The following is a 24,427-nucleotide window of genomic DNA, read 5'->3' on the forward strand; positions in this document are numbered from 1 at the left end:
TGTCAAAAAAAGAGGTCCATGTCTAAAAAAAGAGTCGTAATAACAGGTTTAGGAGTTGTATCGCCAAATGGCGTTGGTTTAGCAGCATTTACAAATGCCATCAAATCTGGTACATCTGGTATTACCTTTCATCAAAATTTAAAAGACAAAGGTTTTTCTTGTTGTATTGGAGGAATCCCAGAAATATCCGAAGAAAAAAAACAGGAATATTTAACACCTTTGCAACTAAGAGGTTTTAATAGTACAAGCATTTTATATGGTTGTATGGCAGGAATAGATGCTTGGAAAGATGCTGGTTTTTCTGTGGATGAAAACTCAGCATTAGATTACGATGCTGGTTTAATTTTTGGGACAGGAACTTCTGGAATTGAAAAATTTAGAGAATCGATTTATAAAATCGACGATCAAAATGTAAGACGTTTAGGAAGCACTTCTGTAGTGCAAACAATGGCAAGTGGAATTTCTGCTTATTTGGGCGGAATTTTAGGTTTGGGCAATCAAGTCACTACAAATTCATCTGCTTGTACAACAGGAACAGAAGCTTTGTTAATGGGATTTGAACGTATTAAAAACGGAAAAGCAAAACGAATGTTGGTTGGGAGTTCTAGCGATAGTAGTTTGTATACTTGGGGTGGTTTTGATGCCATGAGAGTAATGAGTTATAAGCATAATGAGAGTCCAGAAAAAGGCTCTAGACCCATGTCTGAAACAGCTGCAGGTTTTGTTCCTGGAAGTGGTGCAGGAGCCTTAGTTTTAGAATCTTTAGAAACTGCTTTAGCAAGAAATGCAACTATTTATGCAGAGGTTTTGGGTGGAAATATTAATTCTGGCGGACAAAGAAATGGAGGAACACTAACAGCTCCAAATGCTGAAGCTGTGCAGAAATGTATTACAGATGCAATTTTAAATGCCAATATTTCTGCTGATGAAATTGATTTGATTAATGGGCATTTAACAGCAACTTCTAAAGACGCTTTAGAAATAGAAAACTGGACCAAAGCATTACAAAGAAAAGGCAATAATTTTCCATTAATTAATTCTTTAAAATCTATGGTTGGTCATTGTTTAGCTGCTTCTGGTGCAGTTGAATGTGTTGCTTCAGTTTTGCAAATTAAAGAACAATTTGTTTTTCCGAATATCAATTGTGAAGATGTGCATCCAGAAATTTTAGCATTGATTTCTTCGGATAAAATTCCAACAAAAATGATTGAAAAAGACATTCATATTTTAGCAAAAGCAAGTTTTGGTTTTGGTGATGTTAATGGTTGTGTTATCTTTAAGAAATATTTAGAATAAGTCTTCGACAAGCTCAGACAGACATTGTTAGTATGAATTGTATTTGATATCTAGTTATAAGAGTGATGAATTTAAATTTAACTATTTTTAAGGTTAGCTAAAAAACAATTAAAATTCGAAATGTCACACTGAGCTTGTCGAAGTGCAATACAGCATATATCTGAAAAAGTCTTCGACAAGCTCTGACTGACATTCATTGTTAGTATGAATTGTATTTGATAGTTAGTTTTAAGAAAGATGAACTTAGAATTTAACTATTTTTAAGATTACTTAAAACACAATTAAAATTTGAAATGTCACACTGAGCATGTCGAAGTGTTATGAGTATTTCGTATAAGAATAAAAGAGTCGTAAAATGAATAAAGAACAAATCATAGTAAAATTAACAACTATTGTAAAGCCTTACATTCAAAATGAAGAAGGTTTTAAAAACATGTCTGAAGAGACCGATTTTATAAACGATTTAGAAATAAATTCGGCAAACTTAGTAGATATTATTTTAGATGTAGAAGATGAGTTTAAGATAGAAATAGATAATGATTCCATGGAAAAAATGTTGTCTGTAAAAGCTACCATTGAAATTATTCAAACAAAAATGAATGCTTAGAATTGGCAATGATATTGTAGATTTAAAACTGGCTAAAACTCAAAGTAATTGGCAAAGAAAAGGGTTTTTAGAAAAACAATTTACGCAAAAAGAACAGCAAGAAATTTGGTGTTCTAAAAATCCGTTTTTTAAAGTTTGGCAATTCTGGAGCATGAAAGAAGCTGCTTACAAATGTTACACCCAAAAAGTAGAAAAACGTTTTTTTGCACCTCAAAAATTCGAGTGTTTTTTATTAGAAAAAGAAAAAGGGTTTGTTGTTTTTGAAAATAGTAAATTTTATACGACTTCTTTTTTAGATGAATTTTATGTGCATACAATTGCGTCAGATATTTTACTAGGAAACAACACTACATTATTTTTAGGAATTGATTTGCCAAAAAATATAGGAAATAATATAAAATTAAAACTTTCAGAAAAAAAAGGAATCGTTTTTGAAGAAATTGAAAAAAGAAAAACAGTTATTGGTGCTCCACTTTTTTATCATCAAGAAAAATTATTAACCAACTCTTGCTCAATTTCTCATCATGGAAATTACGGAGCTTTTATATTTACAGCAGCAAGTTAATTTTTAAAATTTCAAACAATATATGAAGTTTAATTGTTTTTTTTTAATATGCTTTTTTAGCACTTTTGCCTATTTTTCGCAAGAATTAATTCAGGATAAAAACGCATCTACAATAAGCTTTAAAATTAAAAATTTTGGACTTTTAGTTGATGGTAACTTTAACGATTTTAAATTTAGTAGTAACTTTCATTCAGAAAACATAAAAGAGAGTTTTATCAATGCAGAAATTGATGTTGCATCAATATTTACAGACTTTAAAAGTAGAGATGAGCATTTATTAAAATCAGACTTTTTTGATGTTGAAAAATATCCAAAAATAATTTTTAAATCATCAGAAATAACTAAAAATACAAGATCTAATTATATTTTAAAAGGTACTTTAACAATAAAAGGCATTCCTAAAAAAGTAGCAGTTCCTTTAGAAATTAAACAAGTAAAAAAGGGGTTTGTATTTTTAGCTAATTTTACTTTAAAAAGAACTGATTTTAATATTGGAGGCAATAGTTTTGTACTTTCAAAAAATGTAAATATTACAATGAAATATGTTGCAACTAGAAATTAAAGAAGCCCTTTTTAAGGAATGTGAAGGTTTTGTAAACAATCGTTTACAAAATGTTGAAAGTGTAATTTCATCAAACCAAAAAGCATTGCAAAGTGAAACGAAAAGTTCTGCTGGTGATAAGCATGAAACTGGTAGAGCAATGTTACAATTAGAAATGGAAAAAGCGGGTCAGCAACTTTCTGGCATCAAACAAATGAAAGAAACTTTGACTAGAATTGATATTTCTAAAATATCAAATATTGCACATTTAGGAAGTATTATTGAAACAAATACCATCAATTATTTTTTGTCTATTTCTGCAGGAAAAATCACAATTTTAAATAAAATATATTTTGCAATTTCGGTTTCATCTCCCATAGGAAAACTTTTATTGGGCAAAAAAGCTCCTTCATCCATTGTTTTTAATGGAAAAACATTTGATATTCATCAAATTTTTTAAATTTTAGTCACTCTTTTTATTTGTAATACAAAATCCCAAACAGTTTTAACAAATAATACAGAATTACAAACTGCAATTTGATCAGCTTTAGCTGGTACATAAATTATTTTATCAAACGGAGTTTAGAACAACCTAAAACTTAGTATCAATAAAAACGGAACGGCTACAAACCCTATTATTATTAAAGCACAAAATGATGGATTGGTTTTTATTAAAGGGAATTCTACTATTAGTTTAGGCGGAAGTTACATTCATTTTAATGGTTTTGTTTTTCAAAATCTTGCTAACTTAGTTTCTAGTGGAAGTAGAATAGAACCCATTATTGAGTTTAGAGATACCAGTAGTTCATTATTAGAAAAAATAGCAATTGAGCATCTTTCATCAGGTGTTTATTTGATAAAAGGTAATTTTAGTAAATTTATTAAAAACTAAAGTTCTAAAAAGGTTTATTAAGAAAGTATTATTTTTGCAAATACAAATCTATTTTACATCCTTTTTAATGAAAAAAACACTATTTATTTTAACATTGTTATGTACACTTCAAACATTTTCTCAATCTAAATTTAAAGGTTTTTCAAGTATTAGTAATCCTACTAAAGTTTGGATATTTTTCCATATTTTTAAAGCGAATAGATCTTTAAAAGTATCTATAGAAACTAATAAAGTGTCAGATTCTATTAAAAGAACAAAATTATTAGATGGTGATGGAGCTGGAGGTCAAGTAGATGCTTTTAGGCATGCTTATTGGATGGCACGTTTACGTCAAGAAATTGGTGAAAAAGCTGCTCGTTCTCTAGGAAAAGCACATGAAAAAGGAAACTATTTAACTTTTAAAAAAATGCAATTAGAAGATGGAGTTGTGCCTGATGAAATTTCATCGGAAATGGATTTGCATAACAATGAAGAAGGATTAAAACTTACTTTTAAAAGAAGTAATATTACTAGAAAAGAATTGATTTATAAAATTGTAAATTCAATTAAAAAAGGGAATATGAGAATTATCAAAAAGGATGACAAAGGCAATTTTTTAACTTGTGATGATCAAATTATTTCTAAAGAATCTTTAAAAGGAAAATGGAAAAACAACAAGTGTTTGGTTACATCAAAAAAATAATAAAAATTTACCTAAAATAATATAATTTACGATATCGTATTCGTTCAACTAACTTACTACCTATAAAGGGCATCAATTAAAAAACCATAGTATTAATAAGGTCTTATTGATAATTATCATGTTCTTGTGTTATTGTACAATCTAAATTTGTTGCTTCAAATAACAAACAATGACAAGTACATTTATTATTTTAGGAATTACAATTATACTTTTTGTATCAGGAAAAATAAGACCAGACATTGTTGCTGTTATGAGTATGATGGCCTTAAGTATGGCTGGTATTTTAACAGTTAATGAAACCTTTTCTGGCTTTAGCAACTCAAGTATTATTTTAATTGCTGGTTTATTTATTGTTGGTGAGGCAATGAGTAGAACAGGGTTAACTTCTTGGCTTGGAAATAAAATTATTACGTTATCAAAAAACAATTCTAACAGATTATTGGTTTTAATTATTATTGGTTCTGCCATTTTATCTGCATTTATGAGTAATACAGGTACAGTTGCTTCTTTAATGCCAGTAATTATTGCAGCTGCTTGGAGGTTAAAAACCCCAGCTTCTAAAATGTTAATTCCTTTATCTTTTGCTGCTGCAACAGGAGGCTTATTAACCTTAACTGGTACACCTACTAATATTGTTACAAACCAAGCAATGATAGATGCAGGAATACCTGAATTTGGATTCTTTGAATTTGCATACATTGGTTTGCCTTTATTACTGCTAACTGTAATTTACATGCGTTATTTTGGAACAAAACTTTTACCAAATAACCAATCTAGAAAACTAGAAGATATAGATGAATCAATTCAAAATATTGAAGATTCTTACCAATTATTTGAAGGCTTTTGGAGAGTTAGAATTAGACCTAATTCTTCTGTAATTGGTAAAACCATTAAACAAATAAAATTAGGAGTTTCAATGGGAGTTACGATTATTAAAATTATTCCTCACGAAGACAAAACAACAACAATTCTAAAAAAAGTAGGCTTTCATAAAGACGATTTAGATGAATTTCCAAATCTTGATAGAGAGTTGCATGCAGAAGATGAATTGATTGTAAATTGTAGTGAAAACAGAATCAATAGATTTATTCAAAAACACAATGTTGCAGCTACCAAGTTAGAAGAAATAGATGGAGAGTTTATGAAAGATAATGTACTTTCTGATGAAGTTGGTATTTGTGAAATGATTGTAGCTCCAAAATCTAGCTATATAGGCAAACATATTAATACAGGTAGGTTTGGCGAAAAATACAAACTACAAGTAATGGCATTAAACAGACACAATAAAAGAATTAGAGGTAGAGAATTTGATTTAGAAGAAGGAGACGCTATTTTGGTTAGAGCTAAATGGGAGGATATTAAATCAATTCAAGAAGAAAGTAGAGATTTTCTAATTATTGGTTCTCCAGAAGAATTATCAAAAGAAATTGGAAAAGTAACCAGAAAAGGAGTGATTTCTATTTTGGCAATGGTTTTTATGGTAACTATGTTTATTTGGGGACCATTTTCATCAGCAATAACAGTAATATTAACTGCTTTTATTATGGTTTTAGGTGGATGTATCAATATGAATCAATCATACAGAGCTATTAATTGGAACGTAATTATTATTATGGCAGGTATGATACCAATGGGAGTTGCACTCCAAAAAACTGGAGGTGCAAAATACATTGCAGATTCTATGATTACTATATTAGGTGATATGCACCCCACCTACTTTTTAGCAGGTATTTTCTTAATTACATCATTTTTAAGTCAGGTTATGAGTAATACAGCAACTGCTATTTTAATGGCACCAATTGTATTGGTTGCTTCTTTACAATTAGGGTATTCTCCCCTACCTTTTATGATGGCTTTGGCAGTAAGTGCTTCCACTGCTTTTTTAACACCTTTTGGCACACCAACAAATACAATGGTAATGAATGCAGGGAATTATAAGTTTACAGATTATCTAAAAAGTGGTGCTATATTATTATTTATATTTTTTGTAGTTAGTATTGTATTGATTCCTATAATTTGGCCTTATCATTAATAATATCAATTCAATAAAAATAATTGTTGTTTTATTGATTTTTATGAGTGTTTTAATTATTTTAAATGGAATTATTTACAGATTAATAGACTAATAATCATAATATTAAACTCTTTGTTAAAGCGATTCTAAATAAATATGAAAAGGCAATTTTTTAACTTGTGATGATCAAATTATTTCTAAAAAGTCTTTAAAAAGAAAATAATAAATGTCTCGTTTTATCTAATCAATTAAATGGTAAAAAAGTTGTATTTACAATTGCGAAAAATTAAAGAAATAGTTAAAAAACAATAATACTTAATTTAATACGTATACAAAATACTTAGTTTTGTTAAAATAATTAACATTAACTCTAGTAATTCATTAGGTTTATCCTTCTAAGTAGTTTTTATTTAAAATAGTTCTAAATACTATCGAAAACGATGTAAATTCTTTGTTTACAAAACTCTTTAGCCGTATTTTTGTCAAACAATTTTAATTAAACTATACAATGAGCGGGTTTTTCAAATCTTCAATTGGAAGAAAGGTGTCTATGGCACTTTCAGCATTTTTTTTAATGTTCTTCCTGTTACAACATTTATCAATAAATATCTTATCGGTTTTTAGTCCCGAACTTTTTAATGAGGTTTCTCATTTTATGGGAACAAACCCAGTTGTGCAATTTGCATTGCAGCCTGTTTTAATTTTTGCTGTAGTTTTTCACTTTGTAATGGGTTTTATTTTAGAAATTAGAAACAACAAAGCAAATGGAGCTAAATATGCCAAAAATAACGGCGCAGCTAATTCTACTTGGTTTAGCAGAAATATGATTTTAAGCGGAATTACCATTTTAGCATTTATTCTTTTACATTTTATAGATTTTTGGTTTCCAGAAATCAATACCAAATTTATACAAGGAGATTGGTCTGGTACTATGCCAGGTGTAGATGGCTTTAGATATCATGAAGAATTAGTGCACAAGTTTACAAACCCACTTAGAGTTGGTGCTTATGTTTTAGCATTTGTATTCTTAGGTTTGCATTTAGCACACGGTTTTACATCAGCATTCCAATCTGTTGGAGCAGCATCTTTACGTAAAAAATTAGAAAAAGTAGGAATAGTGTATTCAATTTTAATTCCAGCAGGTTTTATTTTTGTAGCAGTATATCATTTAATCAACCATTAATCTTATAATATTATGGCTTTAGATTCAAAAGTACCTCAAGGTCCACTTAAAGACAAATGGACAGATTATAAAAACAAAATTAATTTGGTAAATCCGGCAAACAAACGTCATATAGATGTTATTGTTGTAGGTACAGGTTTAGCAGGTGGTTCTGCTTCTGCAACTTTAGCAGAATTAGGCTACAATGTAAAAGCATTTGCTTACCAAGATTCTCCAAGAAGAGCACATTCAATTGCTGCACAAGGAGGAATTAATGCAGCAAAAAATTATCAAGGAGATGGAGATTCTACCTACAGATTATTTTACGATACTGTAAAAGGTGGAGATTACAGATCTCGTGAAGCAAACGTATATCGTTTGGCAGAAGTTTCTGCAAACATTATAGATCAATGTGTGGCACAAGGTGTTCCTTTTGCACGTGATTATGGTGGTTTGCTAGACAACCGTTCTTTTGGTGGAGTTTTAGTTTCTAGAACTTTTTACGCTAAAGGGCAAACGGGTCAGCAATTATTATTAGGTGCATATTCTGCAATGAACAGACAAATTGCACGTGGAAAGATTGAAATGTTTAACAGACATGAAATGTTAGACGTTGTTGTTGTAGATGGAAAAGCAAGAGGAATTATTGCACGTAACTTAGTTACAGGAGAAATAGAAAGACACTCTGCACACGCAGTTGTTATTGCTTCTGGTGGTTATGGAAATGTATATTTCTTATCTACCAATGCTATGGGTTCTAACGTAACTGCTGGTTGGAAAGTGCATAAAAAAGGAGCATATTTTGCAAACCCTTGTTATACGCAAATTCACCCAACATGTATTCCACGTTCTGGAGATTATCAGTCTAAATTAACTTTAATGTCTGAGTCTTTAAGAAACGATGGTAGAATTTGGGTACCTAAACATTTAAAAGATGTTGAAGCTATAAAAGCAGGAACTTTAAAGCCTACACAATTAAAGGAAGAAGATAGAGATTATTATTTAGAAAGAAGATATCCTGCATTTGGTAACTTAGTACCACGTGATGTTGCTTCTAGAGCAGCCAAAGAACGTTGTGATGCTGGTTATGGTGTAAATGCAACTGGTGAAGCTGTGTATTTAGATTTTGCTGCGTCTTTTGTACGTTATGGAACAGAACAAGCAAAAATTCAAGGAATTAACAATCCTTCTGATGCAAAAATAAAAGAACTAGGGCAAGAAATTGTTAGAGCAAAATATGGAAACTTGTTTCAGATGTACGAGAAAATCGTAGATGAAAATCCGTATGAAACGCCAATGATGATTTACCCTGCAGTACACTATACAATGGGTGGTGTTTGGGTAGATTATAATTTAATGACTACAATACCTGGTTGTTACGCAATTGGAGAAGCAAACTTCTCTGATCATGGAGCAAATAGATTAGGAGCATCAGCATTAATGCAAGGTTTAGCAGATGGTTATTTTGTATTGCCTTACACTATTGGAGATTATTTATCTGATGATATTAGAACAGGAAAAATATCAACAGAAACTCCAGAATTTGAAGCTGCAGAAAAAGAAGTTAAAGAAAGAATTGACTTTTTTATCAACAATAAAGGAACGCATTCAGTAGATTATTACCACAAAAAATTAGGAAAAATTATGTGGGATGAATGTGGAATGTCTAGAAATAAAGCAGGATTGGAAAAAGCGATTCAAGAAATTTCTGATCTTAGAAAAGATTTTTGGCAAAATGTAAACGTTCCTGGAACCGATACTGAATATAATGAGCAATTAGCAAAAGCAGGTAGAGTTGCAGATTTCTTAGAATTAGGAGAATTGTTTGCAAAAGACGCTTTAGTAAGAGAAGAATCTGCTGGTGGACACTTTAGAGAAGAACACCAAACAGAAGATGGAGAAGCAAAAAGATTGAAAGAATTTCAATTTGTTTCTGCATGGGAATATAAAGGTGAACCTAAAGATGCTGTTTTGCATAAGGAGGCTTTAGAGTATGAGAATATAGAAGTTAAAGAACGTTCTTACAAGTAATTGGTTATTAAGTTAATGTGTTATTAAAGTTATTTAGGAAAAATGTTATTTAATGGGTAGTTTTAAATCTTTTGAAGAGTTGACTTGTTGGAAAGCAGCTAGAGAATTAAGATTGTTTGTGTCCAAATCAATAATACCAAATTTTCCTAAAGATGAAAGATATGCTTTAACAGACCAAATTAAAAGATGTTATCGTTCTGTAAGTAATAATATAGCAGAAGGGTATGGAAGGTTTCATTTTCAAGAAAACATTCAGTTTTGTAGAATAGCTAGAGGCTCTTTATTTGAAACTTTAGATCATGGAATTATAGCTTTTGATGAAAATTATATTTCTATTGAAATATTAGAAGAATTAAGAAAATTGCATAATAAAACACTTTTGATTTTAAACGGATACATTAAGTATTTGAAAAGTCAGAAATTAAAATAAAAAGTTAGTGTTGTTTGGTTTTACCAAAATAACTAAATAACTAATAACAAAATAACACATAAACTATGAATCTTACATTAAAAATTTGGAGACAGAAAGACGCTAATTCTGAAGGTCAAATGGTCGATTATCAAATATCAGACGTTTCAGATCACATGTCTTTCTTAGAAATGATGGATGTTCTAAATGAACAAATCATTAATAAAGGAGAACAACCTGTTGCATTTGATCATGATTGTAGAGAAGGAATATGTGGTATGTGTTCTATGTATATTAATGGAGAAGCACATGGCCCAGACAGAGGTGTAACAACTTGTCAATTACACATGAGAATGTTTAATGATGGAGATACCATTACTATAGAGCCTTGGAAAGCAGCTGCTTTTCCTGTAGTAAAAGATTTAGTAGTAGACAGATCTGCTTTTGATAGAATACAACATGCAGGAGGTTATATTTCTGTAAATACATCTGGTAATACCCAAGATGCAAATTCAATTCCAATTCCTAAACAAGATGCAGATACAGCAATGGACGCAGCAACTTGTATTGGTTGTGGTGCTTGTGTTGCTACTTGTAAAAACTCATCTGCAATGTTATTTGTTGGTGCAAAAGTATCTCAGTATGCTTTATTACCTCAAGGACAAGTAGAAGCTGCAGATCGTGTTAAAAACATGGTTGCTCAAATGGATTTAGAAGGGTTTGGAAATTGTACAAATACAGGTGCTTGTGAAGTTGAATGCCCTAAAGGAATTTCTTTAGACAACATTGCTCGTATGAATAGAGAATTGATGAAAGCTTCTATTTAATAAGTAATTACAAATAGTAGCGTAATAATTTATTAGCTAAAAGTGCTAAATAATATTACTTGTTACAAGTAAGAAATATTAAATTTTTACTCATAATAAAATAAAAAACCCAAAACAAACTTCGTTTTGGGTTTTTACTTTATATTTAAATATAAATATTTGAAGCTAAACTCCCTCATAAAAATTAACGTTACTTGAAAGTGACAAGTAAAATCTTTTTGTAAGCTAGTAATTTTTTTACTCACAACATTTTCTTTTAGTAGAAGGAAGATTTCACAATCGATTATACAAAAGTTTATGCAAGCTAATTGTAATTGTTAGACTTCTTTTTTCAATCGAAGTAAAAAGTTGTCATTTTAACAGAAGCAACTTAATTATTTCCTCCCAAAATCCGCAGGAATTTCTCCCCAAACTTTGGTTTCCCATTTTAAAATTGGATTTTTATAAGTATTTTCTTTCAGCCATTTTTCTGCTCTTTTTATCAACTCTAATAAATCTTTGTTCGAAGCATCAAAATGCATATTGGTTTTACATCTTTTCTGTTTAACCCAACTTATGGCAATTTTAGAATCAGAATAAATAGGTATATTTTCTTTGTTTTTACTTTTTAAAAGAGCAATGCCATGCACTAAAGCTAAAAATTCGCCAATATTGTTAGTCCCTTTAGCAAATGGACCTTTTATAAAAAGTTGTTGTTTATTATGCGTTAAAACACCTCTGTATTCCATTTTTCCAGGATTTCCAGAACAAGCAGCATCCACAGAAATACTTTCTAAATTAGGTCTGCCTATTTTTTCTTTTTGTTCAGATGATAACATAGGTTTTTTTGTGTTTTTACCAACATAATCATCATATTTTCCTTTGGATGCAATTTCAGCTTCCTCTAAATTGGCAAAAGATTTGTACTGTGCTCCTTCAAAACCATCAATTTGTCTTTTACACACTTTCCAAGAAGTAAATACCCCTTTTTTATGTCCTTTCCAAACTACGTAAAACTTTTTTTTACTCATTTATTTCTAAAATTATATCTTCAATAATTCTAGGAAAGTAACGTTGTTCTAAAATGTGAATTTTTTCAGCAATTTTTTCAGGTGAATCTTCTGCTAAAAGAGCTGTTTTTGCCTGAAAAATGATAGCACCTTCATCATAATTAGCATTAACATAGTGAATTGTAATACCAGTTTCTGTTTCTTTATTTTCCTTTACAGCTTTATGTACATGCATTCCATACATTCCTTTTCCACCATATTTTGGCAATAATGCAGGATGAATATTAATGATTTTATTAGGAAATGCATCAATAATTTTGGGTGGAATTTTCCATAAAAAACCTGCTAAAACAATATAATCAGCCTCTTTTTTTAAGGTATTTAATATTTCATCCGAAATAAAAAAAGCTTCTTTATTGAAGTGTAAACAATTGACATTTAGATTGTTGCACCTTTCAAATACTTTGGCATGTTCATTGTTACAAAACACACTAGTAACCTTAGCGGTTTTAGTATGATTAAAAAACTTAATAATGTTTTCTGCGTTCGTTCCAGAACCAGATGCAAAAATAACAATACGCTTCATAACTTACATTCTAAGCTACAAAAAAAAGAATAAATATTAACAAATTGATTAATTTAAGTAAAGATTAAAAAAAATTATTTACTTTTAAGAATCATTTTTGGGACAAATATTAGTTTTAATTGCTAAGATTTGTATTTTTGCCCCGATTAAAATTTTAAAAACAAACAAAATTATGTCAGACATTGCATCAAGAGTAAAAGCTATTATCGTAGACAAATTAGGAGTAGACGATAATGAAGTAACAACAGAAGCTAGCTTCACAAACGATTTAGGAGCAGATTCTTTGGATACTGTTGAATTAATTATGGAATTCGAAAAAGAATTCGATATTCAAATTCCAGACGATCAAGCTGAAAACATCGGTACAGTTGGTCAAGCAGTAAGCTATATTGAAGAAGCTAAAAAGTAAATTTATATGCAGTTAAAACGAGTTGTAGTCACTGGACTTGGCGCATTAACGCCAATTGGTAATAATATTGAAGAATATTGGGAAGCATTAGTTAACGGAGTTAGTGGTGCAGCACCTATTACACGTTTTGATGCTGCCAAGTTCAAAACTCGTTTTGCATGTGAATTAAAAAACTTTAACGTAAACGACTTTATTAATAGAAAGGACGCACGTAAAATGGATCCATTTACGCAATATGCAATGGTAGCTTCAGATGAAGCAATTGCAGATGCAAAAATAGATTTAGAAGTAATTAACAAATTTCGCGTTGGCGTAATTTGGGGAGCAGGAATAGGAGGTTTAGAAACTTTTCAAAACGAAGCTATTAATTTTGGTGCTGGAGATGGTACTCCAAGATTTAATCCTTTCTTTATCCCAAAAATGATTGCAGATATTGCACCTGGTAATATTTCCATTAAAAATGGATTTATGGGACCAAATTATACTACAGTTTCTGCATGTGCATCCTCTGCAAATGCAATGATAGATGCTTTAAATTATATTCGTTTAGGTACTTGTGATGTAATAATAACTGGAGGTTCTGAATCTGCAGTTGTAATTTCAGGTATAGGAGGTTTTAACGCCTTACAAGCTTTATCTACAAAAAATGAAAGCCCAGAAACAGCCTCAAGACCTTTTGATGCAGAACGTGATGGTTTTGTCTTAGGAGAAGGAGCAGGAGCTATTGTTTTAGAAGAATACGAACATGCAAAAGCCAGAGGAGCAAAAATTTATGCAGAGGTTATTGGAGGAGGAATGTCTTCTGATGCTTATCATATAACAGCTCCACATCCAGAAGGAATTGGTGTAGTTGCTGTAATGGAAAATTGTTTAGAAAATTCTGGCATTAAACCAGAAGATGTAGACCATATCAACACTCATGGTACTTCTACTCCTTTAGGAGATGTTGCAGAATTAAAAGCAATTTCACAAGTTTTTGGTGATCATGCCAAAAATATTAATATCAACTCTACAAAATCTATGACAGGTCATTTGTTGGGTGCTGCAGGAGCTATAGAATCTATCGCTTCAATTTTAGCTATGAAACATGGTATTGTGCCACCAACTATTAACCATGAAAATATAGATGAAAATATAAATCCAGAATTAAACTTAACATTAAATAAAGCTCAAAAACGCGACATTAAAGTGGCTATGAGTAATACGTTTGGTTTTGGTGGTCATAATGCTTGTGTAGCATTTAGAAAGCTAGAAGAATAATTTTTTATGAGTTTTATTCGTAACATAGTAAAACCTCTCAATAAAGAGGATGTACAATTGTATATCGAACTAAAAAAAATTCTTAAATTCTCTCCAAAAAAGTTAAATAAATACAAAAAAGCATTTACACACAGATCTCTGCAAATTACAGACAAAAAAGGGATTCCTATCAATTATGAGCGTTTAGAATTTTTAGGCGATTCTATATTAGGTTCAATAATTGCTTCTTACCTATACAAAAAAGTACCTACAGGTAGTGAAGGGTATCTTACACAAATGAGATCTAAGATTGTTAGTAGAGAACATCTAAATGAATTGGGTAAAGATTTTAATTTAATCCGTTTTGTAAAAAGTAATGTAGACCAAGCTAACGTAAGTGATAATATTCATGGTAATATTTTTGAAGCCTTAGTAGGAGCTATTTATTTAGATAAAGGCTATAATACTTGTCAAAAATTTATCTATAAAAATGTAATTATACCTTATGTTGATATTGAAAAACTAGAAGGTAAAATAACAAGTTATAAAGGACTTATTATAGAATGGTGCCAAAAAGAAAAGAAAAAATACATTTTTGATACTTATGAAGATACTGGAAATGAAACCATTAAACATTTTAGTGTTAAAATAAGTATAGATGGGCAGCAAATTGCAAAAGGAAGAGCTACTTCAAAGAAAAAAGCAGAAGAACAAGCTGCAAAACGTGTGTTTTTTACTTTCCAAAAAGAAATAAATTTAAACTAATTCACGATAACGTTTTCGTTAAATTAACACTAAAACTCATAAACAATTAGTAATTTAGCTAACTCATAAAAACTTTTATTAGTTATAATTTATGCAGGTACACGCTTTAGAAATGGACGATTTTTCCAAAGAAGAATATTCTTTAATAGGAATCCATTCTACATTAGAAGATTATAAACTTGCCTACTTATTAAATAAAAATCTTAACACAAGGTTTTGTAAAACAAAAGAAGATTTAGAATTTATAATAGAAAAAAAGAACGCTTCTTTTTCTGTTTATAATTATGAGAATTTAGAATATCATATTGATTGGTTGTTAATTGCAAATAGTTATAGAGAAGAAAATCAAACAGTATCTAATCAATTATTACTAACATCAGAAACAAAAACACACCTAATTCCAGAAAAGAAAAAGGTTGATTTCTTTATAAAAATTTATGGAGAATTTGAAAATGAGTTTGTTTTAAAAACAATAAATAAAATTAAAAGTATTGATAATGTCATAACAGCATATTCAATAGATAAAAACACACTAAAGTCAAAAGACTTTTTAATATTTTAAATATGGGAGAATACAAAAAAACCAAAATAGTTGCAACTTTAGGTCCTGCTACAGATAGTAAAGAAAAGTTAACAGAATTAGCCAGAGAAGGTGTTAATGTATTTAGAATTAACTTTTCTCATGCAGATTATGAAAACGTTAAAAAAACTGTAAAAACCATTAGAGAAATTAATGAAGAGCAAGGGTATAACGTTGCTATTTTAGCAGATTTACAAGGGCCAAAATTACGTGTTGGTGTTATGGAAGATAATGTTATTTTAAATGACGGAGACTTATTTACATTTACAACAGAAAAATGTATTGGAAATAAGGAAAGAGCATTTATGACTTATCAACGCTTTCCTAAAGATGTAAAAGTTGGCGAAAACATTATGGTTGATGATGGTAAATTGCTTTTTGAAGTTGTTTCTACAGATAAAGACAAAGCTGTAGTTGTAAAAACAATTGTTGGTGGTCCTCTAAATTCTAAAAAAGGAGTAAACTTACCTAATACAGCTATTTCTTTACCTGCTTTAACAGAAAAAGACAAAGAAGATGCTGTTTTTGCATTGGGATTAAATGTAGATTGGATGGCACTTTCTTTTGTAAGAACTCCTGAAGATTTAAGAATGCTACGTGATTTAATTGATAAACATTCAGAGTATAGAGTACCTGTAATAGCTAAAATAGAAAAACCAGAAGCTGTTGCAAATATAGATGCTTTAATACCTTATTGTGATGGATTAATGGTTGCTCGTGGAGATTTAGGAGTAGAAATTCCTATGCAAGATGTTCCCTTAATTCAGAAAAAATTAGTGAGACGTGCTAAGAGAGCAAGAATTCCTGTAATTATTGCAACTCAAATGATGGAAACAATGATTGAAAATTCTGTACCAACAAGAGCAGAAGTAAATGATGTTGCAAATTCTATTATGGATGGTGCAGATGCTGTAATGCTTTCAGGAGAAACTTCTGTAGGTAAACACCCTGTTAGAGTAATTCAAAAAATGGCAGAAATTATCAAAGCCGTAGAAAACTCTAGAATGATTAAAGTACCACATGAAGCACCACATATTAGAACGAATAGATTTATAACAAAATCTGTTTGTCATCACGCAGCATTAATGGCAAATAACATAGATGCAGCAGCTATTTCTACACTTACTAGAAGTGGTTATACTGCTTTTCAAATATCTGCTTGGAGGCCACAAGCCAAAATATTAGTGTTTTCTTCAGAAAGAAGAATTTTAGGAAAACTAAATTTACTTTGGGGTGTAAAAGCATTTTATTATGATGCAAACTTAACTACAGATGAAACAGTTGTTGATATTAATAAAATATCTAAAGAAAAAGGATACGTTAAAGAAGGTGATTTAATGATTAACCTAACCTCTATGCCTGCAGAAGCTCAAGGAATGGTTAATACTTTAAGAGTTTCTGAAATAGAATAAAACTATTTTTTTATATAATACAAAAGCATCTTGAGAAATCAGGATGCTTTTTTTATGCATCAATTTTTATTTGTTAAAAACTACTTTTCCTAATTTGAAAAAAAAACTTGCTGTTAAGTTTGTGTAAAACAGAAAAATCGTTAAATTTAAAGATAACTAAAAATAAAAATTATGGCCATTAAAAGCTTCCAAGGAAAAAGAGACGCAAGTCAGGGAAAAGAAGATGCACAAATTTTAGTGTCTGATTATATGACTAAAAAATTAATTACTTTTAAAGCAGAAGATTCTTTACACCATGTAATTAATCAATTAATTACCAATAAAATTTCTGGTGCACCTGTTGTAAATGATAAAAATGAATTGATCGGAATTATTTCTGAAACAGACTGTATCAAACATATTTCTGAAAGTAAATATTACAATATGCCTACAGATATTAATAATACAGTAGGTAATAATATGGTAACTGCTGTTGACACTATTGATAAAGATATGAATATTTTTGATGCTGCATTTAAGTTTATTACTACGCACAGAAGAAGGTTTCCTGTTGTAGAAAACGGTAAATTAATTGGCCAATTAAGCCAGAAAGATGTTTTAAAAGCTGCAATTACCGTAAAAGGAAATACCTGGAATGGGTAACTTATTTACAACAAAGGAATATATTCCTTTGTTGTAAATTTATCTTTCTTTTCTTATAAGTAAAAAAGTTTCATTTTCTAGAGCTAAATAACCTTCATCATAAATGTAAAAATAGGTATTTCCTGTTTTTGTTTTGTAAATAGATGTAAAAAACTGAAAGTCGAAACCTTTATCATATAACTTGGTTCTAGATACTTTAGTTTTACCTGTTGGGTTTAATTCTGATAAAATTTTATAATTTTTTCTAAGACGATTATTAATATTTCTTATCAGATTTTTACTGTCTTTATTTACTCGATTATTGTAAGCATTTCTGCAATAATCTGAACAGAATTTTTTATCAATTCTTCCTTTTACAGCTTCTTCACATTCTAAACACTTTCTTTTTTCCATAGCATTATTGGATTTACTAAGTCCTAAAGTACTCATAATTTATCCGTTTTTAAACGGTTTTTTATCAAAATTTAAACATCCATAAATATTAAATAGTATCATTACCACTAATTTAGATTCACTTAATACTAATTATATTATAAACAATAACTCAAGCTATTATCTATACTAAAAAAACATAATGCTTCAAAAGTTTTAAAAACATATCAAAATATGTTATTAATCATGCTACAAAAGTTATAATATTGAGTTTGTAAAAAACAAATTGTAATCAATAATTAGTATATATAATTAATGTCTCTAAATAAGAAACATCTATTTTCTTTTCATTAAATATTAAATTTCTAACGTTTTTATTTCTATTTTTTTATCAGAATAACAAAATTTAAAAAATTACATTTAATAATGATTCTTAATTTTAAAAATATCAATTCTTTTTTTATTTTTTTCTTATTGTCTATTGGTTTTATAAACTCACAAACAGTCACTAAAGATTATATTTTTGTAAATAAAGAAACCGTTACAAAGAGAGCTATTACAAGTATTATAGAAGACCATAAAGGCTTTATTTGGATGGGAACCAATGGTGCTGGTTTACAAAAATACAATAGTTTTGAGTACACATCTTATCTTCAACAAAAAAACAACCCCAACTCTTTAAGTAGTTCTATTGTAAATTGTACTTACATAGACCAATCTAAAAGATTATGGATTGGAACTGAATCTGGTTTAAATTTATACAATAGAAAACTAGATATATTTCAGCAAATCGCACTACAAAAAAAATCAAACCAAAGTATTCATGTCTATGCAATTTTAGAAACCAAAAATGGTGATTTATTGGTTGGAACGCATGAAAATGGTGTTTTTTTAATAAACAAAACTACTTTTGAGAGTAAACAAGTTATTTTTGGAAATAGAACTACGTTTCCAGACTTACTCATCAACCAAATTGTAAAAGACAATAATGGTAAAATATATATAGCAAGTAATTTAGGTTTGTTTTATTATAATGATGCAGAAATGAGCATGACTTTGGCTGCTTTTGATACCAAAAATGGTATCGATCATGTAAAAAATGCTATTGAATCTCTTGTAATTGATAAAGATGGTGCTATTTGGATTGGAACACTTGCTAGTGGTTTGATTAAAGTTTCTATGGGAACAAATTACTACTATAACATTGAGGTTTTTAATATTACAAGTAAAAGAATACTTGCTTTATTGATAAACGACAATCAAAGTATTTTTTGCGGAACAGAAAACGATGGTCTTTTTCATGTAAACTCTAATGGCAAGATCTTAAAAAATTATAAGTACAATAAATTTGACAAAAACAGCATTAAGTCTAATTCTATTTGGTCTTTATATAAAGACAGTGCAGGTAGAATTTGGGTTGGTTTTTATAATAATGGTGTAGAAGTATATGATCAATATTATGATAAATTTAATGATATTGAAAGCTTACCTAATATGCCAAATTCTTTGCAATCTAAATCGGTTACAAGCATTGCAAAAGACAATTTAAACAGACTTTGGATTGGAATGGATGGAGGAGGTTTAGATATTTACAATCTAAACAACAAGAAATTTTCTCATATTACAGACCAAATAAGTTCTGCCATAAAAGGTTTAGCGGGTTTAGATGTGCAAACTGTTTTTATAGATAGCAAATTTAATGTTTGGATTGGTACTTGGAATACAGGAATCTATTTTCTTAAAAAAGGAAGTAATCAATTTATCAATTACAATGTTAGCAATACCAATGGCAATATTACATCTAATAGAATTTTAAGTTTCGCTGAAGATAAAGAAGGCATTATTTGGATAGGGTCTTTTTTAAAGGGATTGCATTCTTACAACTTAAAAACGCAAGAATTTAAATATTATAATAGCCAATCATTTGTAAACCATAAAATAATTTATAGCAATATACGTAGTGTTTTTGTAGATTCAAATAATGCTGTTTGGTTAGGCACCACAAGAGGTTTGTATAAAGTTATTAAAGATAATAAAGACAGAAAAGTTTATGCTATAGAAGACTTAATTTCATCAGAATCTGAACATGAAATTAAAAATTTGACTTCAATTTTATCTTTGTATGAAGATGCTAATAATAATTTATGGATTGGAACAGATGGAAATGGGTTATTTCAATTTAACTTAATCAATAAAAGAGTTAAAAACTTTGGGAAAGATGAGGGCTTAAAACTAGGAACAGTGGCCTCTATTATTCAATCTAAAGATGGTAATTTATGGCTGGGAGGAAATAAAGGATTGTCTAAATTAGAGGCTAATTATACATTTATAAATTACACTGTAAATGATGGTTTATTGAGTAATGATTTTAATAACAACGCCGTTTTAGAAGATGAAAACGGAATCTTATATTTTGGTAATTATGCTGGTATTAACTATTTTAATCCAAAAGAAATTATAACCAACCCTTTTGAGCCTTCAATATATTTATCTGATTTTAAGCTTTTTAATAAATCGGTATCTATTAATGATAAAAATTCTCCTTTAAAAAGTGTCCTTTCAGAAACATCAGAAATTACACTTACACACCAACAATCTGTTTTTACAATTTCTTATGCTGGTATTAACTATACAAGATCAGAAAATAATAAATATGCCTACTATTTAGAAGGTTTTGAAAAAGATTGGAATTATGTAGAAGATATTACTGCAGCCACTTATACAAATATTGGTTATGGCGAATATCTTTTTAAAGTAAAAGCAGCAAATAATGATGGTGTTTGGAACAAAAAACCTGCAACTTTAAAAATTACAATTCTTCCACCTTGGTGGATTTCTCCTTTGGCAATATTCTCTTATATACTATTTATTTTACTTGTTAGTTATCTTGCTTACAAAATTATAAATGTTAGAATTCAAGAAAAACGTTTAATTAAATTTGAACGCGATAAAAGGTTACAAGAAGATGAATTAAACGATAAAAAAATTCAGTTTTTTACCAATATTTCTCATGAATTTAGAACGCCTTTAACATTAATGTTGAATCCGTTAGAAGATATCATTAAAGATAAAACATTACAATTACCCGATTATGTAAAAGAAAAACACAATATTATCTACAAAAACACAACGCGTTTAACAAGATTAATTAACGAGTTGATGGATTTTAGAAAACTACAATTTAATAAATTAACAGTTAATGCTTGTGAAATTGAAGCTGTGGCATTTATTAACGAAGTTTCTAGTTACTTTAAAGAAGAAGCAGAGCAGCAAGACATTAAATTTTTCACAAAATCTAATATTAATTTCCTAACAGTCTGGGCAGATCCTGGTATGTTAGAAAAAATATTGTTCAACATTCTTTCTAATGCCTTTAAAGTAACTCCAGAAAAAGGCATGATAACAATTGAAATATCTATTCCTGAAGAGAAAAAAATATTACCATTAATTGATTCTGAAAATCCTATTTCCGTAATTGAAATTTGTATTACAGACACAGGTTCTGGTATTAAACAAAAAGAAATAGACCAAATATTTGAGCGTTTTTACCAAGTAAAAGAAATGAATAGCCAATATTATGGTGGCACAGGTATTGGTTTAGAGGTTGTACAAAACTTTACCAATTTGCATAAAGGAAAAATAGAAGTAGAAAGTACAGAAGATGTGGGTACTACTTTTCATATTTTTTTAGCTCAAGGAAATAGTCATTTTGCTCCTTCAGAAATTTTTATACCAAGCAAGCAAAATAATAATTCAAAAACAACTCCTATAAATCATAATTCAAAAACAACTCAAGAAATCAAAGATGAAATCATAAAAAAGAAAACAGTTATGATTGTTGAAGACAATGTAGAGCTTAGAAACTATTTAAGTAACGAATTAAAAAATGATTATAATATTATAGTTGCAATAAATGGATTAGAAGCTTTAAAATTAAGCGATAAAAAAGCTCCTGATGTAATTATTTCTGATGTAATGATGCCAAAAATGGATGGTTATGAATTTTGTAAAAAATTAAAAGAGAATATAAAAACAAGTCATATACCTGTTTTAATGCTCTCTGCAAAAACAATGACAGATGATTGGATTAAAGGAATTGAATCTGGGGCAGACATTTATATGAACAAACCTTTTAAAACCGATATTTTAAAAACTCAATTAAAACGATTGATAAATAGTAGACAAATTTTATTTGATAAATATGCTAGTGGTACCAATGCTTTTAAAACACCAACACATACCTCTTCTTTAGACAAAGAGTTTATTGCTAAAGTATTAAAATATATCAATAAAAACCTACAAGACAGTCAATTAGGCGTAGAATCTTTAGCCGAAGAATTAATTTTAAGTAGAAGTCAACTTTACCGAAAAATTAAAGCTCTTACTGGACAAACTGCTAATGAATTTATACGTAAAATACGCTTGCTTAAAGCCAAAGAATTAATTGAAAATGGGTATGATTCTATTGGAGAAATTGGTTTTAAAGTGGGCTTTTCATCCCCATCTTATTTTACCAAATGTTTTAAATCTGAGTTTGGTGTACTGCCAACTGAATTAGAAAGACCACAGAATTCTTAAAATAATTAATCTATAAGGGTTTAATTATTTTAAGAATCATTCATATTAAGTAAGGTTATTTTTATGTATGATATAAAACTTACTAATACAATTGTAATAATATGTTTTGTTTCTTAAATTAAGCATTAAAAGCTCTTTTTTAAAAGACTATTTTAAAAATTACTTATAATTTTTCTGCTTTAAAAACACCTTGTAATTTTAAGTGAAAAATCATTCTTTTCGTTTTAAAAAAAATAAAAAAACCAGTCTAATTGAATTAGACTGGTTTTTAAAATTATAAAATTTTTAAGTAATTATCGCTTTAAAAATTTAAAATACTTTGCTTCAGATTTTACAATATAAATTCCTTTTGCTAAAGAAGAAACATCTATTCTAGAACTGTTTTTAGCGTTGCTAATATTCAATACATTTTTACCTGAAATATTATAAATTTGTAAAGATTTAGCCTCCATATTTTCTGTATTAATTTCTAATGTTTTAGCTGTAGAGTTATAAAAAATAGTATTTGCATCAAAAACATTATTTTTTAAGCTTAATGTTGCCACTACATTTGCTTGAGGATAAGGAGAAATGTATTCAATATCATTTGTACCATCTGTTATTTTACCAAAAAGACCCCAGGCAACTGCAGGACTTTCCAAATCTGCAGTTAATGTAATATCATCTGGTATTGACATAGAAACTGTTATTGGAGTTGCTGTTTCATTTACTGCAATTGGTGCAGAAGCAAATGCTTTATTTTCCATACTCCAAACTGGCTGACCATCTTCACCCATTGGTATAAATTGTAATTCATAAACCCCAGTTACGTTAGACGTGTATTCAAAAGTTACATCAAAAGTGGCCCCTTTTGCCAATTCTGTAGGAAAACTTAGAATAGAAATCGTTCCTGCAGGATTTACTACTTCTCCTCCACCTGATCCAGTTTCAGTAACATTTACTAAAGGATAAGAAGGTGCATAGGCAATATCTCCACTACTGTTTGCTATTTTACCAAAAAGACCCCAGGCTACAGCAGGACTAGCCAAATCTGTAGTTAATGTAATATCATCTGGTATAGACATAGAAACTGTTACAGGAGTTGCTGTTTCATTTACTGCAATTGGTGCAGAAGCAAATGCTTTATTTTCCATACTCCAAACTGGCTGACCATCTTCACCCATTGGTATAAATTGTAATTCATAAACTCCTGTAACGTTAGATGTGTATTCAAAAGTTACATCAAAAGTAGCCCCTTTTGCTAAATCTGTAGGAAGAGTTGTAAAAGCAATAGTTCCTGCAGGAGTTACCACTTCTCCTCCACCATTACCTCCACCAGAACCAGCAGCAATCACATTTACTTTTGGATAAGGTCCTAGATATGCAATATCTCCAGCACTACCTGCAATTTTACCAAATAAACCCCATGAAACAGCAGGGCTTGTTAAATCTGCCGTTAATGTAATATCTTCTGGTAAAGTTATAGAAACGGTAACCTGTGCAGCTGTCTCATTTATTGCTGTTGGTTCGTTAGTATACGTTACATTTTGACCCCAAATTGGTTGATCATCTGCTCCTAATGGAACAAATTGTAGTTCATACGTTCCAACAACATCAGATGTGTATTCAAAAGTTACGTCAAAAGTTTGTCCTGGATTTGCTTCTGTAGGAATACTTACAATTGATATGCTACCTGATTGTGCATTTGCAAAAGCAGTGAAAAATAGAAATAAAAGTAATAGTTTTTTCATAATGTAAAGTTTTTTAAGATATGTCAAATTTTCGAATGCTTTTTTATTAAAATCGAAAATACATACATGATTAATTATTGATTTAAAAGTATTGCTAAT

At 29.4% G+C, this 24,427-nt stretch carries 22 protein-coding genes and 1 pseudogene; 19 read left to right on the forward strand and 4 right to left on the reverse strand.

Annotated elements, in window-relative coordinates:
• The first annotated feature begins 18 nt into the window (after positions 1 to 18).
• The 12 genes and pseudogenes from Q0731_RS01900 to Q0731_RS01955 all read left to right on the forward strand — a co-directional run bounded on the left by Q0731_RS01900 (position 19) and on the right by Q0731_RS01955 (position 11,026).
• A complete protein-coding gene (locus Q0731_RS01900; protein WP_299059115.1) occupies positions 19 to 1,296 on the forward strand; it encodes a beta-ketoacyl-[acyl-carrier-protein] synthase family protein in 1,278 nt (425 codons plus the stop codon).
• 355 nt (positions 1,297 to 1,651) lie between these two features.
• Positions 1,652 to 1,903 carry a phosphopantetheine-binding protein gene (locus Q0731_RS01905; RefSeq protein WP_299059117.1) on the forward strand — a complete coding sequence of 84 codons (252 nt, stop codon included), beginning with the start codon at positions 1,652 to 1,654 and terminating at the stop codon, positions 1,901 to 1,903.
• Positions 1,896 to 2,468 (forward strand): 4'-phosphopantetheinyl transferase superfamily protein, encoded by a 573-nt coding sequence (locus Q0731_RS01910; protein ID WP_299059119.1) that lies wholly within the window; start codon positions 1,896 to 1,898, stop codon positions 2,466 to 2,468. Before Q0731_RS01905 ends, Q0731_RS01910 begins: the two co-directional genes overlap by 8 nt.
• A 22-nt stretch (positions 2,469 to 2,490) precedes the next feature.
• Positions 2,491 to 3,030, forward strand: coding sequence for a YceI family protein (locus Q0731_RS01915; protein WP_299059120.1), 540 nt, complete (start codon positions 2,491 to 2,493; stop codon positions 3,028 to 3,030).
• Entirely contained in the window at positions 3,011 to 3,469 is a 459-nt protein-coding gene (locus Q0731_RS01920; protein WP_299059121.1) for a 3-oxoacyl-ACP synthase, read from the forward strand. Before Q0731_RS01915 ends, Q0731_RS01920 begins: the two co-directional genes overlap by 20 nt.
• Positions 3,470 to 3,607: 138 nt before the next feature.
• Positions 3,608 to 3,901 (forward strand): annotated as a pseudogene (locus Q0731_RS01925) (chondroitinase-B domain-containing protein); the annotation flags it as partial.
• A 67-nt stretch (positions 3,902 to 3,968) separates the two neighbouring features.
• Positions 3,969 to 4,583: a hypothetical protein gene (locus Q0731_RS01930; RefSeq protein WP_299059123.1), complete on the forward strand. Its 615-nt coding sequence runs from the start codon at positions 3,969 to 3,971 to the stop codon at positions 4,581 to 4,583.
• 169 nt (positions 4,584 to 4,752) lie between these two features.
• Entirely contained in the window at positions 4,753 to 6,615 is a 1,863-nt protein-coding gene (locus Q0731_RS01935) for an SLC13 family permease (RefSeq protein ID WP_299059125.1), read from the forward strand.
• A 490-nt stretch (positions 6,616 to 7,105) separates the two neighbouring features.
• Positions 7,106 to 7,780 carry a succinate dehydrogenase cytochrome b subunit gene (locus tag Q0731_RS01940; RefSeq protein ID WP_299059127.1) on the forward strand — a complete coding sequence of 225 codons (675 nt, stop codon included), beginning with the start codon at positions 7,106 to 7,108 and terminating at the stop codon, positions 7,778 to 7,780.
• A 12-nt stretch (positions 7,781 to 7,792) separates the two neighbouring features.
• Complete coding sequence (locus Q0731_RS01945; RefSeq protein ID WP_299059128.1) at positions 7,793 to 9,790, forward strand: fumarate reductase/succinate dehydrogenase flavoprotein subunit; 1,998 nt, start codon at positions 7,793 to 7,795, stop codon at positions 9,788 to 9,790.
• 52 nt (positions 9,791 to 9,842) lie between these two features.
• Positions 9,843 to 10,220 (forward strand): four helix bundle protein, encoded by a 378-nt coding sequence (locus Q0731_RS01950; protein WP_299059130.1) that lies wholly within the window; start codon positions 9,843 to 9,845, stop codon positions 10,218 to 10,220.
• A 65-nt stretch (positions 10,221 to 10,285) separates the two neighbouring features.
• The gene (locus tag Q0731_RS01955; protein WP_299059131.1) at positions 10,286 to 11,026 is read left to right on the forward strand and encodes a succinate dehydrogenase/fumarate reductase iron-sulfur subunit; all 741 of its coding nucleotides are present in this window, start codon (positions 10,286 to 10,288) and stop codon (positions 11,024 to 11,026) included.
• 374 nt (positions 11,027 to 11,400) lie between these two features.
• Here Q0731_RS01955 and Q0731_RS01960 read toward each other — a convergent pair whose 3' ends face one another.
• Both Q0731_RS01960 and Q0731_RS01965 read right to left on the reverse strand, forming a co-directional pair.
• On the reverse strand, positions 11,401 to 12,036 hold the full coding sequence (locus Q0731_RS01960) for a ribonuclease H family protein (RefSeq protein ID WP_299059133.1): 636 nt from the start codon (positions 12,034 to 12,036) through the stop codon (positions 11,401 to 11,403).
• Complete coding sequence (locus tag Q0731_RS01965) at positions 12,029 to 12,601, reverse strand: phosphoribosylglycinamide formyltransferase (protein ID WP_299059135.1); 573 nt, start codon at positions 12,599 to 12,601, stop codon at positions 12,029 to 12,031. The genes Q0731_RS01960 and Q0731_RS01965 overlap by 8 nt, the downstream gene beginning before the upstream one ends.
• 172 nt (positions 12,602 to 12,773) lie before the next feature.
• Between Q0731_RS01965 and Q0731_RS01970 the strand changes: the two genes are divergently transcribed.
• From Q0731_RS01970 to Q0731_RS01995, 6 genes are all read left to right on the forward strand, one after another.
• Positions 12,774 to 13,010, forward strand: a complete 237-nt coding sequence (locus Q0731_RS01970; protein ID WP_004569249.1) for an acyl carrier protein — start codon at positions 12,774 to 12,776, stop codon at positions 13,008 to 13,010.
• 6 nt (positions 13,011 to 13,016) lie between these two features.
• Positions 13,017 to 14,270: a beta-ketoacyl-ACP synthase II gene (gene fabF, locus Q0731_RS01975; RefSeq protein WP_299059137.1), complete on the forward strand. Its 1,254-nt coding sequence runs from the start codon at positions 13,017 to 13,019 to the stop codon at positions 14,268 to 14,270.
• Between the two features lie 6 nt (positions 14,271 to 14,276).
• Positions 14,277 to 15,014 carry a ribonuclease III gene (gene rnc, locus Q0731_RS01980; protein WP_299059139.1) on the forward strand — a complete coding sequence of 246 codons (738 nt, stop codon included), beginning with the start codon at positions 14,277 to 14,279 and terminating at the stop codon, positions 15,012 to 15,014.
• A 112-nt stretch (positions 15,015 to 15,126) separates the two neighbouring features.
• Positions 15,127 to 15,576, forward strand: a complete 450-nt coding sequence (locus tag Q0731_RS01985; protein ID WP_299059141.1) for an IPExxxVDY family protein — start codon at positions 15,127 to 15,129, stop codon at positions 15,574 to 15,576.
• A gap of 2 nt (positions 15,577 to 15,578) precedes the next feature.
• On the forward strand, positions 15,579 to 17,006 hold the full coding sequence (pyk, locus tag Q0731_RS01990) for a pyruvate kinase (RefSeq protein ID WP_299059143.1): 1,428 nt from the start codon (positions 15,579 to 15,581) through the stop codon (positions 17,004 to 17,006).
• 171 nt (positions 17,007 to 17,177) lie between these two features.
• The gene (locus Q0731_RS01995; protein WP_299059144.1) at positions 17,178 to 17,648 is read left to right on the forward strand and encodes a CBS domain-containing protein; all 471 of its coding nucleotides are present in this window, start codon (positions 17,178 to 17,180) and stop codon (positions 17,646 to 17,648) included.
• Positions 17,649 to 17,687: 39 nt separating this feature from the next.
• On the opposite strand, the gene Q0731_RS02000 is transcribed toward Q0731_RS01995, so the two are convergent.
• On the reverse strand, positions 17,688 to 18,041 hold the full coding sequence (locus Q0731_RS02000) for a hypothetical protein (RefSeq protein ID WP_299059414.1): 354 nt from the start codon (positions 18,039 to 18,041) through the stop codon (positions 17,688 to 17,690).
• A gap of 405 nt (positions 18,042 to 18,446) precedes the next feature.
• On the opposite strand from Q0731_RS02000, the gene Q0731_RS02005 reads away from it, so the two are divergent.
• A complete protein-coding gene (locus tag Q0731_RS02005; RefSeq protein WP_299059145.1) occupies positions 18,447 to 22,598 on the forward strand; it encodes a hybrid sensor histidine kinase/response regulator transcription factor in 4,152 nt (1,383 codons plus the stop codon).
• A 293-nt stretch (positions 22,599 to 22,891) separates the two neighbouring features.
• Here Q0731_RS02005 and Q0731_RS02010 read toward each other — a convergent pair whose 3' ends face one another.
• The gene (locus Q0731_RS02010; RefSeq protein WP_299059147.1) at positions 22,892 to 24,328 is read right to left on the reverse strand and encodes a T9SS type A sorting domain-containing protein; all 1,437 of its coding nucleotides are present in this window, start codon (positions 24,326 to 24,328) and stop codon (positions 22,892 to 22,894) included.
• Positions 24,329 to 24,427: the final 99 nt, after the last annotated feature.

The organism is uncultured Polaribacter sp., assembly GCF_947497695.1.
GTDB lineage: Bacteria > Bacteroidota > Bacteroidia > Flavobacteriales > Flavobacteriaceae > Polaribacter.

Bases quoted from the DNA above. Each gene is read 5' to 3' on its own strand.
- Q0731_RS01920 (WP_299059121.1), top strand. From the start codon at position 3,011: ATGTTGCAACTAGAAATTAAAGAAGCCCTTTTTAAGGAATGTGAAGGT.
- Q0731_RS02005 (WP_299059145.1), top strand. From the start codon at position 18,447: ATGATTCTTAATTTTAAAAATATCAATTCTTTTTTTATTTTTTTCTTA.
- Q0731_RS01960 (WP_299059133.1), bottom strand. From the start codon at position 12,036: ATGAGTAAAAAAAAGTTTTACGTAGTTTGGAAAGGACATAAAAAAGGG.
- pyk (WP_299059143.1), top strand. From the start codon at position 15,579: ATGGGAGAATACAAAAAAACCAAAATAGTTGCAACTTTAGGTCCTGCT.
- Q0731_RS01900 (WP_299059115.1), top strand. From the start codon at position 19: ATGTCTAAAAAAAGAGTCGTAATAACAGGTTTAGGAGTTGTATCGCCA.
- Q0731_RS02010 (WP_299059147.1), bottom strand. From the start codon at position 24,328: ATGAAAAAACTATTACTTTTATTTCTATTTTTCACTGCTTTTGCAAAT.
- Q0731_RS01930 (WP_299059123.1), top strand. From the start codon at position 3,969: ATGAAAAAAACACTATTTATTTTAACATTGTTATGTACACTTCAAACA.
- Q0731_RS01950 (WP_299059130.1), top strand. From the start codon at position 9,843: ATGGGTAGTTTTAAATCTTTTGAAGAGTTGACTTGTTGGAAAGCAGCT.
- Q0731_RS01965 (WP_299059135.1), bottom strand. From the start codon at position 12,601: ATGAAGCGTATTGTTATTTTTGCATCTGGTTCTGGAACGAACGCAGAA.
- Q0731_RS02000 (WP_299059414.1), bottom strand. From the start codon at position 18,041: ATGGAAAAAAGAAAGTGTTTAGAATGTGAAGAAGCTGTAAAAGGAAGA.
- Q0731_RS01970 (WP_004569249.1), top strand. From the start codon at position 12,774: ATGTCAGACATTGCATCAAGAGTAAAAGCTATTATCGTAGACAAATTA.
- Q0731_RS01995 (WP_299059144.1), top strand. From the start codon at position 17,178: ATGGCCATTAAAAGCTTCCAAGGAAAAAGAGACGCAAGTCAGGGAAAA.
- Q0731_RS01915 (WP_299059120.1), top strand. From the start codon at position 2,491: ATGAAGTTTAATTGTTTTTTTTTAATATGCTTTTTTAGCACTTTTGCC.
- Q0731_RS01910 (WP_299059119.1), top strand. From the start codon at position 1,896: ATGCTTAGAATTGGCAATGATATTGTAGATTTAAAACTGGCTAAAACT.
- Q0731_RS01940 (WP_299059127.1), top strand. From the start codon at position 7,106: ATGAGCGGGTTTTTCAAATCTTCAATTGGAAGAAAGGTGTCTATGGCA.
- rnc (WP_299059139.1), top strand. From the start codon at position 14,277: ATGAGTTTTATTCGTAACATAGTAAAACCTCTCAATAAAGAGGATGTA.
- Q0731_RS01945 (WP_299059128.1), top strand. From the start codon at position 7,793: ATGGCTTTAGATTCAAAAGTACCTCAAGGTCCACTTAAAGACAAATGG.
- Q0731_RS01905 (WP_299059117.1), top strand. From the start codon at position 1,652: ATGAATAAAGAACAAATCATAGTAAAATTAACAACTATTGTAAAGCCT.
- Q0731_RS01935 (WP_299059125.1), top strand. From the start codon at position 4,753: ATGACAAGTACATTTATTATTTTAGGAATTACAATTATACTTTTTGTA.
- Q0731_RS01955 (WP_299059131.1), top strand. From the start codon at position 10,286: ATGAATCTTACATTAAAAATTTGGAGACAGAAAGACGCTAATTCTGAA.
- Q0731_RS01985 (WP_299059141.1), top strand. From the start codon at position 15,127: ATGGACGATTTTTCCAAAGAAGAATATTCTTTAATAGGAATCCATTCT.
- fabF (WP_299059137.1), top strand. From the start codon at position 13,017: ATGCAGTTAAAACGAGTTGTAGTCACTGGACTTGGCGCATTAACGCCA.